The 14,522-nt window shown below is 71.0% G+C and carries 12 protein-coding genes; 6 read left to right on the plus strand and 6 right to left on the minus strand.

The genetic code is table 11. From position 1 onward, the window contains the following. The first annotated feature begins 10 nt into the window (after positions 1 to 10). On the plus strand, positions 11 to 1,198 hold the full coding sequence (locus AB0447_RS01035) for a glycosyltransferase family 9 protein (RefSeq protein WP_366474276.1): 1,188 nt from the start codon (positions 11 to 13) through the stop codon (positions 1,196 to 1,198). Positions 1,199 to 1,255: 57 nt separating this feature from the next. On the opposite strand, the gene AB0447_RS01040 is transcribed toward AB0447_RS01035, so the two are convergent. Further along, on the minus strand, positions 1,256 to 1,531 hold the full coding sequence (locus tag AB0447_RS01040; protein WP_366474277.1) for an isoamylase early set domain-containing protein: 276 nt from the start codon (positions 1,529 to 1,531) through the stop codon (positions 1,256 to 1,258). 289 nt (positions 1,532 to 1,820) lie between these two features. Between AB0447_RS01040 and AB0447_RS01045 the strand changes: the two genes are divergently transcribed. Then, positions 1,821 to 3,281: a SulP family inorganic anion transporter gene (locus AB0447_RS01045; RefSeq protein ID WP_366474660.1), complete on the plus strand. Its 1,461-nt coding sequence runs from the start codon at positions 1,821 to 1,823 to the stop codon at positions 3,279 to 3,281. An 18-nt stretch (positions 3,282 to 3,299) separates the two neighbouring features. Here AB0447_RS01045 and AB0447_RS01050 read toward each other — a convergent pair whose 3' ends face one another. After that, positions 3,300 to 3,926 (minus strand): TOPRIM nucleotidyl transferase/hydrolase domain-containing protein, encoded by a 627-nt coding sequence (locus AB0447_RS01050; RefSeq protein WP_366474278.1) that lies wholly within the window; start codon positions 3,924 to 3,926, stop codon positions 3,300 to 3,302. A 141-nt stretch (positions 3,927 to 4,067) separates the two neighbouring features. Here AB0447_RS01050 and AB0447_RS01055 point away from each other — a divergent pair, with 141 nt between their 5' ends. After that, entirely contained in the window at positions 4,068 to 4,940 is an 873-nt protein-coding gene (locus AB0447_RS01055; protein WP_366474279.1) for an AraC family transcriptional regulator, read from the plus strand. Between the two features lie 72 nt (positions 4,941 to 5,012). Here AB0447_RS01055 and katG read toward each other — a convergent pair whose 3' ends face one another. Together katG and AB0447_RS01065 are read right to left on the minus strand one after the other, a co-directional pair. Further along, positions 5,013 to 7,202: a catalase/peroxidase HPI gene (gene katG / locus AB0447_RS01060; RefSeq protein WP_366474280.1), complete on the minus strand. Its 2,190-nt coding sequence runs from the start codon at positions 7,200 to 7,202 to the stop codon at positions 5,013 to 5,015. Between the two features lie 139 nt (positions 7,203 to 7,341). Next, positions 7,342 to 8,064: a DUF4386 domain-containing protein gene (locus AB0447_RS01065; RefSeq protein WP_366474281.1), complete on the minus strand. Its 723-nt coding sequence runs from the start codon at positions 8,062 to 8,064 to the stop codon at positions 7,342 to 7,344. Positions 8,065 to 8,181: 117 nt separating this feature from the next. Between AB0447_RS01065 and AB0447_RS01070 the strand changes: the two genes are divergently transcribed. Continuing rightward, complete coding sequence (locus AB0447_RS01070) at positions 8,182 to 8,871, plus strand: TetR/AcrR family transcriptional regulator C-terminal domain-containing protein (protein ID WP_366474282.1); 690 nt, start codon at positions 8,182 to 8,184, stop codon at positions 8,869 to 8,871. 42 nt (positions 8,872 to 8,913) lie between these two features. On the opposite strand, the gene AB0447_RS01075 is transcribed toward AB0447_RS01070, so the two are convergent. After that, on the minus strand, positions 8,914 to 10,107 hold the full coding sequence (locus tag AB0447_RS01075; RefSeq protein WP_366474283.1) for an alpha/beta hydrolase: 1,194 nt from the start codon (positions 10,105 to 10,107) through the stop codon (positions 8,914 to 8,916). A gap of 326 nt (positions 10,108 to 10,433) precedes the next feature. Between AB0447_RS01075 and AB0447_RS01080 the strand changes: the two genes are divergently transcribed. Both AB0447_RS01080 and AB0447_RS01085 read left to right on the plus strand, forming a co-directional pair. Beyond that, on the plus strand, positions 10,434 to 11,135 hold the full coding sequence (locus AB0447_RS01080; protein ID WP_366474284.1) for a GNAT family N-acetyltransferase: 702 nt from the start codon (positions 10,434 to 10,436) through the stop codon (positions 11,133 to 11,135). 64 nt (positions 11,136 to 11,199) lie between these two features. Next, positions 11,200 to 13,551: an Rv1355c family protein gene (locus AB0447_RS01085; protein WP_366474285.1), complete on the plus strand. Its 2,352-nt coding sequence runs from the start codon at positions 11,200 to 11,202 to the stop codon at positions 13,549 to 13,551. 343 nt (positions 13,552 to 13,894) lie between these two features. Here the strand turns inward: AB0447_RS01085 and AB0447_RS01090 are convergent, their stop codons facing one another. Continuing rightward, positions 13,895 to 14,497, minus strand: coding sequence for an NUDIX domain-containing protein (locus AB0447_RS01090; RefSeq protein ID WP_366474286.1), 603 nt, complete (start codon positions 14,495 to 14,497; stop codon positions 13,895 to 13,897). Positions 14,498 to 14,522 lie beyond the last annotated feature (25 nt).

Consider the following 14,522-nt stretch of genomic DNA (forward strand, 5'->3'; position numbering starts at 1 on the left):
AGGAGCGGGCATGAGCCGATACGCGGAAAGCCCGGAAGAGCCGGCCGGCTCGGAAGACCCGGACGGCCCGGAAGACCCGGAAGTCCCGGACGGCTCGGAAGTCCCGGAAGGCCGTGGTGGCCCCGGTGCGCCCGGCCGTGGGCGGCGCCCCGCCGGCCCGCGGCCCCGTGTCCTCGTGCTCCGCGCACTGGGTCTGGGAGACCTTCTGACGGCCGTGCCGGCGCTCCGCGCCCTGCGTCACCACCTGCCGGACCACGAGATCGTCCTGGCCGCTCCCGAACGGCTGGCAGGTGCCGCGGCCGCCACCGGCCTCGTCGACCGCACCCTGGGCACCCGGGCCCCCGGGCGCGAGGTCCCCGCCTCCCTCGACTGGCCCGGCCCGCCGCCCGAGGTGGCCGTCGACCTGCACGGCAACGGCCCGCCCAGCCACCTGCTGCTCCGGCGACTGCGGCCCCACCGGCTGCTCGCCTACCGACACGACCACACTCCCGGCATCCCCGGACCGATCTGGCGTCCCGAGGAGCACGAGCGGGACCGCTGGTGCCGGCTGCTGCGCTGGTACGGGATTCCGGCCGACCCCGGCGACCTGCGCATCCCGCCACCCCCGGAGCCCTCGCCCGCACCCGGTGCCACCGTCATCCATCCCGGCGCCGACGCGGCGGCCCGCCAGTGGCCGGCGGAGCGGTTCGCGGCCGTGGCGGCGGCGCTGCACCGCGCGGGGCACCGGGTCGTCGTGACCGCCGGTGCCTCCGAAGGACACCTCGCACACTCCGTCGCCGCCGAAGCCGGTCTGCCGCCGGACGCGGTACTGGGCGGGACGGCCGACGTGCCGTTCGGGCGCTTGTGCGCCCTCGTCGCCGGGGCACGGTGCGTGGTCGTGGGCGACACCGGACTCGCCCACCTCGCGTCCGCGCTCCGCACCCCCTCCGTCGTCCTGTTCGGACCCGTGTCGCCGAGGCTCTGGGGCCCGCCCGCGGCCGGGCCCCACCGTGTGCTGTGGCATCCCGAGCCGGGCGGGGACCCGCTGCGCCCGGGAGACGCGCACGCCGACTCGCCCGACCGGCGCCTGCTGCGGATCCGTGTCGACGAGGTCCTCGCCGCCGTGGAGAGCGTGACCTCGGGCCCGGCCGGCGGGGCACGTCGCTCAGGGCCGGAGCGGAACGGCCCGGGTAGGTGTGCCGCTCCGGCGAAGCTCTAACGGCCTCGACCCCTCCGAGGTCACTCTCGGGCCCGTGCCCGATTCCGGGAGGGCGGTTCAGGTGTGCAGGCGGCTGTTGGCTCCGTCGTGACCGTCGGCGTGGTCCTCGTCGAACCAGTAGTCGCCCGCGGCCAGGTACCTGAAGGAGTGGACGCTCCTGCCGGGCAGGGCGATGGTGACGGCGCGGGTGCCGTCGCTGCGGGGTTCGAGGGTGTGGGCGCCGGGCTGCCAGTCGTTGAAGTCACCGACGACGCTGACCGGGCCGGGCGGGGTGTCGGTGGGCAGGACGAAGGTGACCTGTGCACAGTCCTGGAGCTGCTGGCGTTCGAGCATGACGAAACTCCTGAGGTCAGGGCGGGTGTTCGGCTCATCCTCAGGCCCGCGCCGACGACCGGCACCCGCAGAGGCCCGGGCGGGTGCCGGCTTCACCCGCCCGGCTGGCCCGCAGCCCGCGGAAGGTAGAATTGCCGTTCTTCACGGGGCCGTCCGCGGAGTGCCGGCCCGGCTCTCCCGCCTCCCGTACACCCCGGCCCGCCGGTGCGGGGTGCGCCCGAGTACGACAGGTTCCGTCTCCTTGCCTTCTTCTGCTTCCGTCGTGTCGCCCGTCGCGCGGCTGCGGGCCATGCGTCCCGACTGGCTCTCCGATCCGAAGGTGTGGCGTACCGAGGTCTTGGCGGGCCTGGTGGTCGCGCTCGCGTTGATCCCCGAGGCGATCTCGTTCTCGATCATCGCCGGTGTGGATCCGGCGATCGGGCTGTTCGCCTCGTTCACCATGGCCGTGGTGATCGCGGTCGTGGGCGGACGGCGGGCGATGATATCGGCGGCGACCGGCGCCGTGGCGCTCGTGATCGCACCGCTGAACCGTGAGCACGGATTGGGCTACCTGGTCGCCGCCGTCGTCCTGGCGGGCGTCTTCCAGATTGCGCTCGGCGCGCTGGGGGTGGGGAAGCTGATGCGGTTCATTCCCCGCTCGGTGATGGTCGGCTTCGTCAACTCCCTCGCGCTCCTGGTCTTCATGGCGCAGGTGCCGGAGCTGCGGGACGTACCGTGGGCCGTCTATCCGCTGGCCGCCGCCGGTCTGGCACTGATGGTGTTCCTCCCGAAGATCACGACCGTGATCCCGGCGCCGCTCGTCTCCATCGTCATCCTGACCGTGATCACCGTCGCGGCGGGGATCGCGGTTCCGACCGTGGGGGACAAGGGCGCGCTGCCGTCCTCCCTGCCGGTGCCCGGGCTGCCGGACGTGCCGTTCACGATGGACACCCTGACGACGATCGCCCCGTACGCGTTCGCGATGGCGCTGGTCGGCCTGATGGAGTCGCTGATGACGGCCAAGCTGGTCGACGAGATCACCGACACCCACTCCAACAAGACCCGCGAGTCCATCGGCCAGGGCGTCGCGAACATCGTCACCGGCTTCTTCGGCGGCATGGGCGGCTGCGCCATGATCGGCCAGACGATGATCAACGTGAAGGTCTCCGGTGCCCGCACCCGCCTGTCGACCTTCCTGGCCGGCGTGTTCCTGATGGTGCTCTGCATCGTCTTCGGCCCGGTCGTCTCCGACATTCCCATGGCCGCCCTCGTTGCCGTCATGGTCATGGTCTGCTTCGCGACCTTCGACTGGCACTCCATCGCCCCGACGACCCTCAAGCGGATGCCCGCCGGGGAGATCGCCGTCATGGTCATCACCGTCGTGGTCGTGGTCGCCACCCACAACCTCGCCATCGGCGTCGTGGCCGGCTCCGTCACCGCCATGGTGATCTTCGCCAAACGAGTTGCCCACCTCGCTGAGGTCACCGCGGTCACCGACCCCAAGGGCACCACCGTGATCTACCGGGTGACCGGGGAGCTGTTCTTCGCCTCCTCCAATGAGCTCGTCGGGCAGTTCGACTACGCCACCGACCCCGGCAAGGTCGTCATCGACCTGTCCGCCGCCCACATCTGGGACGCCTCGTCGGTGGCCGCCCTGGACGCCATCGAGAACAAGTACGCCCAGCGCGGCAAGACGGTCGAGATCATCGGCCTGAACGACCGCAGCGCCCACCTCCACGGCAAGCTCACCGGCGAACTCGCCGGCCACTGAACCGCGATCACCCGTCGGTCACAGGCTCGTGAAGAGGTCGTCGAGCGGGGCCGGTACCTGTCCGGGGCCGAGTGCCTCCACCAGGAGACGGCCGTAGCGGATCTTGCGGCCCTTCTTCGTGCCGAGGAAGCGCCGCAACTGCCCGTGCCGGGGCCGACCGTGCTGTGCGGGCTGGCGCAGGAAGGTCTGCCAGGCCCGCAGGTCGCCCTCGGCCTCGATGATCTCCTCGACCCGCTCCGTGCCCAGCGCACGGATGAGCTCGTCCTCCAGGTCCGCCACGCACACGAAGAATCCCCGGTGCGGCGCCCCGGCCCGCTTCAGGCCGCGATCGTAGAAGGGCTGCTCGCGCTCGTCGCACAGTCCGCTCAGGTGCAGGCCGAGACCCGGGGGCCCGAGAAGACCGGCGTAGCGGCCGATGTTCATCGCCCCGCCCATCGGCACGACGCACACCCCTTCGGCGGCCAGGTCCCGGCCACGCCGGGCGGCCAGCGCCTCGACGGCCGCGAGGTCGCTCAGGCCTTCCAGCAGCACCGCCGTCCGCAGCCCCAGTTCCACGGCCAGATCCTTCGCGAGCCCGGCCGGTTCGCCGGGGCCGTCGGCGGCCCAGCAGCCGACCGCGTCCCGGAATGCCTGTATGTCCGCCATGGAGCGAAGTCTGCACGTTCACCGGCCGGCACTGCACGGAATATTCGGCGGCCGCTCGACATGCCCGGCACTCTCGTCATCCGGGCCTGATAATCCAGGCTGGGCCGGCGCTGCGCGCCGTCGCCGCGGAGGGAGAGGGATATGCCGGTGGTCGGAAGCACGGGCGTGGCCGGTCGGGGAGTCGAGGTGACCCGGGTGGGGGCCCGGTGGCGGGTGACCCGGCCGTGGCCTCCCTGGTTACGCCCGGTCGTGCACAGCTATGCCGGCTACTGGGAGGCGGCGGCCTCGCCCTATCGGGTGCGGCTGGTTCCCACCGGCCGAGCCGTCGTGGTGATCAGTCTGGGCGAGCCGTTCGCCCGGATCCGCCGGCTGGGGGAGGCGAGTCCGAGCACCCAGGTGACCGGCTCCCTGGTCACGGGTCTGGAGGACGGGTCCCGGGTGTGTGATCATCCAGGCGGCCAGGAGGCGATCCGGCTCGAGTTGACCCCGCTGGGCGCCTTCCGGCTGTTCGCCGTGCCGATGCACGAGTTGACCAACAGGGTGGTCGAGCTCGGCGACGTCCTCGGCCCGGGGTCCGGATTGCTGGTGGAGCAATTGGCATCCACCAGGGACTGGGGAGCCCGGTTCGACCTGCTGGACAACGCGTTGTGGGCCCGGCTCGAGCGCGGACCGCGTCCCGCGCCGGAGGTGAGCCACGCCTGGCGACTGCTGTCCCGCGCCGGCGGTGCGATCCCGGTCGGCCGGATAGCCGCCGAAGTGGGCTGGAGTCAGGGCTACCTGGTCCGCCGGTTCACCGAACAGATCGGCCTGGCGCCCAAGATGTCCGCCCGGGTACTGCGCTTCCACCGGGCCGTGGCGCTGCTCACTCGCGAGGGTGCGAACCTCACCGAAGTGACGGCTGCCTGTGGCTTCTACGACCAGGCGCACCTCAACCGCGAGTTCCGTGCCCTGGCCGACACCACTCCCGGCCGGATGGCCGCCGCCCGCGTAGTGGAGGGAGCCCTCATCCTGTGAGAGGCGAGGTCCAGGCACGTACGGCCGATGATGTCCCGGTCGGCCGACGGGGGTCGACCGGGACATCGGGGGTCAGACGAGGTCGAACCTGTCGAGGTTCATCACCTTGTCCCACGCCGCCACGAAATCACGCACGAACTTCTCTCCCGCGTCCTCGCACGCGTAGACCTCCGAGACGGCTCGGAGCTGGGAGTCCGAACCGAAGACGAGGTCGACGGCGGTGGCGGTCCACTTGACCTCGCCCGTGACGCGATCCCGGCCTTCGAACACGTTCTCGGCGGAGGTCGACGCCTTCCACTCCGTACCCATATCGAGCAGGTTGACGAAGAAGTCGTTGGTCAACGTCTCCGGCCGGTGGGTGAAGACGCCGTGCGAGGACCCGCCGAACCCGGTGTTCAGCGCCCGCATGCCGCCGGTCAGGACCGTCATCTCGGGTGCGGTCAGCGTCAACAGGTTGGCGCGGTCCAGGAGGAGGGTCTCCGGCGACAGCTTCTCGCCCGCCCGGAGGTAGTTGCGGAAACCGTCCGCCTTGGGTTCGAGCACGGCGAACGTATCCACGTCGGTCTGCTCCTGCGAGGCGTCCGTGCGCCCCGGTGCGAACGGGACCGTGATGTCGTGCCCGGCGTTCTTCGCGGCCTGCTCGACCGCGGCGCACCCGCCCAGGACGATCAGGTCGGCGAGCGAAACCTTCGTACCGCCGGCCTGTGAGTCGTTGAAGTCCTGCCGGATCTGCTCCAGGGCCTGCACCGTCCCGGCCACCTCGGGCAGGGCGTTGACCTCCCAGTCCTTCTGTGGCGCGAGCCGGATCCGTGCCCCGTTGGCGCCGCCCCGCTTGTCGGTGCCGCGGAAGCTCGCCGCCGATGCCCAAGCGGTGGTAACCAGGTGGGAGACGGGCAGACCCGCGGCGAGGATCCTGCTCTTGAGGGCGGCGATGTCCTCGTCCCCGACCAGCTCGTGGTCGACCCGGGGGACGGGGTCCTGCCACAGCTGCGGCTCGGCCACCCACGGGCCGAGGTAACGCGAGAGGGGTCCCATGTCGCGGTGCAACAGCTTGTACCACGCCTTGGCGAACGCTTCCGCGAGCTTGTCCGGGTTCTCGTGGAAGCTCTTCGAGATCGGCCCGTAGATCGGGTCCAGCTTCAGCGAGAGGTCCGTCGTCAGCATCATGGGAGCGTGCCTCTTCGACGGATCATGCGCGTCGGGCACGGTGTCCTTGGCCGAGGGATCCGTGGGAGTCCACTGCTTCGCACCGGCCGGGCTCGTCGTCAGCTCCCAGTCGTACCGGAACAGGTTGTCCAGGTAGCCGTTGTCCCACTTCGTCGGCTCGGAGGTCCATGCGCCCTCGAGCCCGCTGGTGAGCGTGTCGACGCCCTTGCCGCTGCCGTACGTGTTCTTCCAGCCGATGCCTTGCTGCTCGATGGGGCAGGCCTCGGGTTCCGGACCGATGTACTCGGGGTCGACCGCACCATGGCACTTGCCGAACGTGTGGCCGCCGACGATGAGCGCAACCGTCTCCTCGTCATTCATCGCCATACGCCCGAACGTCTCGCGAATGTCCCGGGCCGCAGCCATCGGATCCGGGTTGCCGTTGGGCCCTTCCGGATTGACGTAGATCAGTCCCATCTGCACGGCGCCGAAAGGGCCGGTGAGTTCCCGGTCGCCGCTGTAGCGCTCATCTCCGAGCCATGTGTCCTCGGGCCCCCAGAAGATTTCCTCCGGCTCCCAGATGTCCTCTCGTCCGAAGCCGAACCCGAACGTCTTGAACCCCATCGATTCCATGGCACAGTTGCCGGCGAAAACCAGAAGGTCGGCCCATGAGATTTTCCGGCCGTACTTCTGCTTGACCGGCCAGAGCAAACGGCGCGCCTTGTCGAGGCTCGCGTTGTCCGGCCAGCTGTTGAGGGGGGCGAAGCGCTGAGCGCCGGAACCGCCACCGCCCCGGCCGTCGGCGATGCGGTACGTTCCCGCGGCGTGCCAACTCATCCGGATGAAGAGCGGCCCGTAGTGGCCGTAGTCGGCAGGCCACCAGTCCTGCGACGCCGTCATCACCTCGAAGACGTCCTGCTTCAGCGCATCGACGTCCAGGTTCGCGAACTCCTCCGCGTAGTCGAAATCCTCACCCATCGGATTGGACCGGGGCGAGTGCTGGTGGAGAACCTGAAGGTCCAGCTGATTCGGCCACCAGTCCCGGTTCGTCCTGGGACGAGTCGGCGTGGGGGTCGGGGAGGGGATTACTGGGTTCTCGCTTTCGCTGCCGGACACGTCCGTCCTTCTCCCTGTCTCGGTGTTTCCATCTGCTGGCTGCTTGGTATGGTCGCGCACCGAGACCCGACCGCTACGAGAACACGCAGAGCCCCCCGCGTAACAAGAAGTCAAAATCCAAATCCGTTTGCGCCCCGGCTCAATGGCCGGGCCGGGATGATGCCGGCGAGGGCTGGAATCCCCGGGTGACGAGCCGGACGGCGAGTGCCACTTCCCAGGCGAACACGGGGAGGGCCGCGAGCGACCCCGCCACGGAGACCTGCTCGTAGAGCCCGAACATCACGGCCGTCGCCGAGGCGCAGATCAACGGGCCGCCGACCAGACCCAGTACGGCGATGAACCGGGGTACGAGGCCCGAGCGGTACATCAGCCACGCCAGAACCAGCGTGTTCGCGCCCAGGATGAAGTTCGGCCCGAAGAGGAAGGTCCAGTCGTGGACCGCCACCAGGGTTTTGCCGGCCGTGACGAGGGACGCCGCATCGCCGCCCGAACCGTCCGAAGCGCCCGAACCGTCTGCACCGCCCGCGAAGTTCCTCCTCAACGTCACCACGGACAGCACGCTGACGGTGCCGACGAGGATGACGGCCGCTTCGAGGAGGCGGCCGCAGACGTAACCCAGTGCGGCCCCTTCGTTCTGCCTCTTGATGACCGGAAAGAGTGCGACCCCGGTTCCGATGACGGCCACCGCGAGGACGATCTCGAACAACGCCCCCAGGAACACCCGGGTGTCGGCACCCGGACCGACCACGTAGTCCGCACCCCCGAGAACAGGGCCGTAGAGCGCGAGTCCGGCGATCGCGCTGACTTCCGTGACGAGGAAGAACGCACCCGCGACGACGGCGATTTTTCTGACCGAGTCCATGCGGACCCCTCCCCATATGCTGGTGTACGGCGTACACCTGTCAGCCCACGCTAAGTGTACGCCGTACACCCGTCAAGCTGGATGCCGGACAAGGCTGATCACAGGGAGATGATCGATATGGCGCAGCAGACGGACACGGGACGCCGGGCCCCCCTGAGCAGGGACCGGGTGCTGCAGGCCGCCGTCGCGCTCGCCGACGACATCGGGATCGAAGCGCTCAGCATGCGCAAACTCGCCCAGGAGCTGGGCGTGGTGCCGATGGCGCTCTACAAGCACGTCGCCAACAAGGAGCAGCTCCTGGACGGCATGGTGGACGTCGTCGTCGGCGGGATCGACCCCCCGGCGGCCGACGCCGACTGGCAGAGCGCGGTCCGGCAGAGGATCCTTTCCGCGCGGCGCGCCCTCCTGGGTCACCCCTGGGCGGCCCGGGTGATCCAGTCGCGGACCAGCCCGACCCCGGTCGTGCTCGCGTATATGGACTCGGTGATCGGGATGTTCCGGACCGGCGGCTTCTCCGTGGATCTGACGCACCACGTGATGCACGCACTGGGGAGCCGCATGCTGGGGTTCGCCCAGGAGCTGTTCGACGACGCGCCGAGCCCCGATCCGGGCGTCACGGCTGACGCGTCCGCCGAGGTCGCGCGTCGATACCCCTACGTGACGGAGCTGGCCATGGCGGTTGCCCACGACGGGGAGTCCGTCGTCGGCGGAGGCTGTGACGACCAGTTCGAGTTCGAGTTCGCACTGGACCTCCTCCTGGACGGCTTCGAACGGCTCCGGCGGCAGGGGTGGACGTCCGGCAGGTGATGCCGTTGGTGCCGTCCGCCACCCCTGCCGGGCGGCGGACGGTCACGGCCGGTGGAAGACCGCCTCCGGGGCCTCGGCGGACGGGCCGTTCAGGAGCGGCTGCGGGATGCCCTTCAGGTGGCGGTCGAAGAAAGCTCCGACATAGGTGCGGGTCAGCTGGACCGAGCGGGTTCCGGGGAGCGGGGATTCCAGCTCGGGCAGGCCGAGCTGGTCGCCGAGGGACGGGACGTCGGTGAAGGTGAAGTGGTCGGCGTCCTTGAAGGTGATCCAGCGCTTCCAGCCGTCGAGCCGCTGCCAGTCCCGGTCCCAGCTGGCCTCGCCACCGGGCACGGTGTCCGCGGCGCCGAGCAGCATGAACGGGCGGCCGTCGAGCCCCTGCTCCGGGACCGGGGTGAACAGGGTGCCGTCCATGTCGATGCCGGCCCGGATGCGCCGGTCGGCGGCCATCGCCGCAGCCGAGCTCGCGCCGCCGATCGAGTGCCCGGCCATCGCGATGCGGTTGCGGTCGATGAGGCCGGCCTTGCGCCAGGCGGGGCTGCGACCGGTGAGCCGGTCGAGGAGGAAGGACACGTCGCGGGCCCGGTTGTCGCTGACCGCGCGGAAATCGGAGCCGTCGCCCCCTACCCGGGTGCAGGCCAGGCACTCCAGCACCCGGCCGCCGGGGAAGGCGGTGCCGACGCTCTCGTACGCGTGGTCCACGGCGGCCACGACGTACCCGCGGGAGGCCAGTTCCTCGGCCAGGGAGGTGAGGGTGGCGCGGTGGACGGTGAAACCGGGCGAGAGGACGACCAGAGGGAAACGGCCCGGGAGGGCGCGCGCCCGGTCGCGCGCGTGTACGGCCGTGCCGGTCAGGGTCTCCACCGGGATCAGCTGGTCCAGTTTGCGGTTGACCAGGAGCAGTCGGGCTTCCTCGTCGGTGAGGTAGCGCACGGTGTCGCCCGTGCCGCGCTGGGCCGGGTAGCGCATGGTGACCATGAGTTCGCGCGGCCCGCTGCCCGCCCAGGGGTCGGTGCGGCTGTGGTCGACCAGGTGCAGGGTCTCCTGGCCCACGGCGAACCGGCCGGTGGGCCGGGGGAGTTCGAGCCGCGCCCCCTGGCGATCCGCGGCGCCGACGTTCGCGGCGGCCGGTGCGGCGGCGGTCACGGGGGCCGCGGCGGCGGTGCCGGACACGGCGAGCGGGAGCGGGAGGAGGAGAGCGAGGAGCGCGGCGGAAGCGGCAGCGTGGCGTCGATTCATGACCTTGAAGCTATGCGGAGCAAACGGACGGATCGTCAGCTTCGGGGAGGAGTGGGCGTCACCCGCGCGAAGGGGGCCGTCATCCTCCCGAAGTCGTAGGCACAGGAGCGGAGTTCGTCCTGTGGGCAAGGAACTCCGGCCCCCTCCTTCGTCACCGTGGCCGTCCCGGTACAGTCGGCTTGCGCCGCGCGCTGCCCGTCGCACGGTGGACGGGGAGCCGCACCGCGTGCACCACGCATGCCGGTGACCCCGTAGGGCGAATCCGGGCCCACCCTGCCCCCTCAGGCCGCCGCGCGCCGGTACACCTACATCCTCAAGGCCCCCACATGCACCTCAAACTGTTCGACATCCACTTCGACGATCCCCTCTACCGGGACTTCCTCGCCGAGCAGGAGCGGGCGTACGCCCGGCTCGGCCACGAGGCGATGGTGAGGTTCGGGAAGGGTGACCCACGCGTCGGCGCCGATGCGCTGAGCTGTGTGGCAGCGGTCGACGACGACGGCAGGCTCGTGGGCGGCGTGCGTATCCACCACGGAATCGAAGGGGAGTTGCCCTCCGAGATCCACCTCCGCAGTCCGGACGTCGCGTCCGCCGTCGCCCGGGCCCGCGCCCGTGGGGAGGTGGTGGCGGAAATCGCCGGCGCGTGGGTGGCGCCGGAGTGGAGAGGACGCCATCTCGTCACCGTGCTGGTGGTCGCCGGTATCGCCGCCGCCGAGACCCTCGGTGCCACGGCACTCCTCGGCAGCTGCTCGGCCCGGCTGACCGGGACGTACGAACGCTGCGGCTACCGGTGGCGGTGGGAACAGCCCCTGGACGGCGTCCCCGTGCCCGGCACCACCTCGTACTACTCCCTCGACAGGATCGAGGCCTTCCACAACCGGGAAGCGCGGCTGACGCGGGCATTGCATGCGCTGGGCCAGGGGCTGAGGAGCACGCGCGAGCGCATGTCCGAGCCGGTCTTGCGCACCTGCGCCGACCAGCTCGGCCTGCGGCTGTTCGAGCCCTCGCTGCTCACGCAGGAACCCTGACAGCCTCCGACCCCCTCATTCCCCTGCGACCGTCCCCCCGACCACGATCTGCCGAAGGTGCACGATGAGTCTGGAAGCGCACATCAACTCCGCGGCCCGGACGGCCGACGGCGAAAGCCACTGGCGTCCGCGGCTGTTCACTGCGGGCGACCCCGGGCAACGGTCGGAGCTGACCGCGATCCTGGCCCGCGGTGAGGCGACGGAGGTGCGGGACACCCTCACCGAACAGGTGGGGGAGCTGCTGACCGCCCGCCGCCCCGCCTGGCGTCCGAGCACCGAAGAACTCGCAAGGGCGGTGGAAGGGCATCTCCACGGGCAGCCGCCGGTGGAGTACGGGACCTGGGTCTGGTACCCGTGGTCACGCCGACTCGCGCACGTGCTGCCCGAAGCGGAGTACCGGGAGCTGCGGCAGTCCCGCAACCAGTACAAGATCACAGCGGCGGAACAGGCCGACCTCACCGGCAGGACGATCGCCGTGGCCGGCCTCTCCGTGGGCGCCGCCAGCGCGTTCACCCTCGCCCAGGAAGGGGTCGGCAGCCGCTTCCGGCTCGCGGACTTCGACCGGCTCTCCCTCTCGAACCTGAACCGGCTGCGTGCCTCGGTCACCGACATCGGACTGCCCAAAGTGGTCATCGCCGCACGGCAGATGTACGAGATCGACCCCTACCTCGACATATCGGTATGGCCCGAGGGCCTGACCGAGGACAACGTCGACGCGTTCCTCACCGGCGACGGCCGTGCCGATCTGTTCCTCGAAGAGTGCGACGACCTCTACATCAAGGTCTTCGCGCGTGAACGTGCCCGGGCGCACGGGATCGCGGTGCTGATGGAGACCAATGAGCGCGGCATGCTGGACGTGGAACGCTTCGACCTCGAACCGGACCGGCCCCTACTGCACGGCCTGATCGAGGGTGTGTCGGCCGCCGACCTCAAGGGGCTGCCGGTCCGCGAGAAGGTGCCCCACGTCCTGCGGATCCTGGGCCCGGAGAACCTCTCGGAACGCATGGCCCCCTCGCTGATGGAGATCGGGCACACCCTCTCCTCGTGGCCCCAGCTCGCCTCGGGGGTGGCGCTGGGCGCCGCCGTGCTCACCGACACCGCCCGCCGTGTCCTGCTCGGGCAGTTCACCGCCTCGGGGCGCTTCTTCGTCGACCCGGCGGAGCTCGTGCGCGACGGGGCACAGGTCCACCCGGCGCCCTCCGTCCCGCCCACGGCACACCCCGCGTCCGAGCCCGCGACGCAGCCGGCGGCGGGCCCCGCACCGGGACCCGCGGCGGAGACCCGCACCTCCCCCCTCGCCCTGCCCGGCCCCGGTGCGGCCCTGGGCGAGGAAGGCATCCGCCGCCTCGTCGCGTACGGAATCCAGGCGCCGTCCGGCGGGAACGTCCAGCCCTGGAAGTTCCTCGCCCGCGGCCCCGTGCTGCACTGCCGCACCGACGACACACAGCCGGCGACGCTGCTCGACTTCCAGGGGGCCGCCACCCGGCTGGCGATCGGAGCGGCCGTCGAGAACATCGACCTCGCAGCCCGGGCAGCGGGCTGGGCCTGCCAGGTTCGCCCCTTCCCCGACCCGGCCGATCCCGGTCTCGTCTGCGCACTCACCTTCTCCAAGGCCCCGCACACACCGCGGCCCGGACTGGTCGACTGGATCGATCGGCGCGCGACCAACCGCCGACCCGGCCCTGCCCGTCCCCTGGACGAGTCCCACCGGCAGGCCCTGATGCGCTGCGCGGCCGACAGCGGTGCCCGTCTGCACCTGATCACCGACCGTGCGGAGCTGGCGGAGGCGGGCCGCATCCTGGGCGCCGGCGACCGGCTGCGCATGCTGTCCCCGCGCCTGCACCAGGAGATGATGAGCGAACTGCGCTGGACCCCCGAGGAGGTGCGGGCGACCCGGGACGGTATCGACATCGCCACCCTCGAAGCGGACAGCGCCGACCTGGCGGGCCTGTCCCTCGCCCGTCACTGGCCCCACCTCGCGTTCGTCCGGCACATGGGCGGCGGCCGCGCCTTCGAGGAAGGGGCGCGCAGCAGTGTCGCGGCATCCTCGGCGATCGGCTGCCTCACCACCACCGCCACCACCGGCACCGGATCCGACGCCTACTTCGACGGAGGCAGGGCCCTGCAACGGCTCTGGCTCACCGCGACGTCCCTGGGCCTCGGATTCCAGCCCGTCACCGTCCTGTTGTACCTCTTCGCCCGCATCGAGCGCGGTGACGGCAGCGGACTCGACGCGACGGAAACCGCCACCCTGCACACCCTGCGGAAGCGCCTTTCCGCCCTCGTCCCGCAACACCCGGACGAGACCGAACTGCTGCTGTTCCGCCTCTCCTACGCCCCACCGCCGACCGCCCGCGCCCTGCGCCGGGACGTCGACACCGTACTCCGCTTCGACGACCCGGAGACGCGCCGCTGACGTCGAACCGACGTCAGCCGTGCTGGATCGGCAACTGGGAGGGCGAAAGCTCCCGCTCCTGCTGGCTGCACGACGACCTCGCGGACTTCGACACCGAGTCGGCGCCCGTCCAGAACCACCTGATCGGCGCCTACAACAAGTACATCGACTTGGGCGTCGACGGTGTCCGCACCCGGAAAGATCGGGGCCGCGGGCCCCTACCTCAAGTAGCCGGCCCACCCGCGAGACCCCTCACCGAGGCCGACGCACAGCACGGACGGACCGTGCTGTGCGTCAGCGGCTCAGTCGTGGTGGATGCCTTGCGGGAGGGCGGGACCGTACAGGGCGGCCGACCGCTCGGTCATCAACGCCCAGTACCGGGGCGGTGGGTGATGCGGAGCCGCAGCAGGGCCCGTAGCGTCCGCGACGGGCCCCTCGCGGGGGAGGGCCCGGTCAGGAGGCGGGTGCGGTCCGGCCCGTCGGGCTGGTGGGGGACGGCGTCGCCGGGCTGCTGGAAGTGGACGGCGCCGGGGCGGCCGCCGCGGTAGGCGTCCAGGCCGGCGCGGCAGTACGCCACCATCGGCTCCGGCAGTGCGTCGAGGGGGTACCAGCCCATGGCATCGCACAGGTCGGGCTCCATGATGCCCGGCTCGCCGGTGAAGTCCCGGACCTCGAAGAACACGCCGACCCGGGCCCTGCCGTGGGGGCTTCGGTGGTGGACCGTGGTCGCAAGGGCCACGTCCGCGCGATCGATGGTGATGCCGGTCTCCTCGGCGGCCTCCCGTATCACCCCGTCCACCATGTCCTCGTGCGGACCGTCCAGATGCCCCGACGGCAGGTGCCACAACCCGGCGGCGTACACCTCGCCGGCCCGCCGGGACAGCAGCACTTCCGGCCCCTTCCCGCTGTCGCGGCGCAGGATCAGATGTACGTCGACGGGCAGCGCATAGCGCTCGCGGCCGGTCACCGAACCGCCGGGGAGGCGGCCGGAG

The organism is Streptomyces sp. NPDC051211, from assembly GCF_040689505.1.
Lineage (GTDB): Bacteria > Actinomycetota > Actinomycetes > Streptomycetales > Streptomycetaceae > Streptomyces.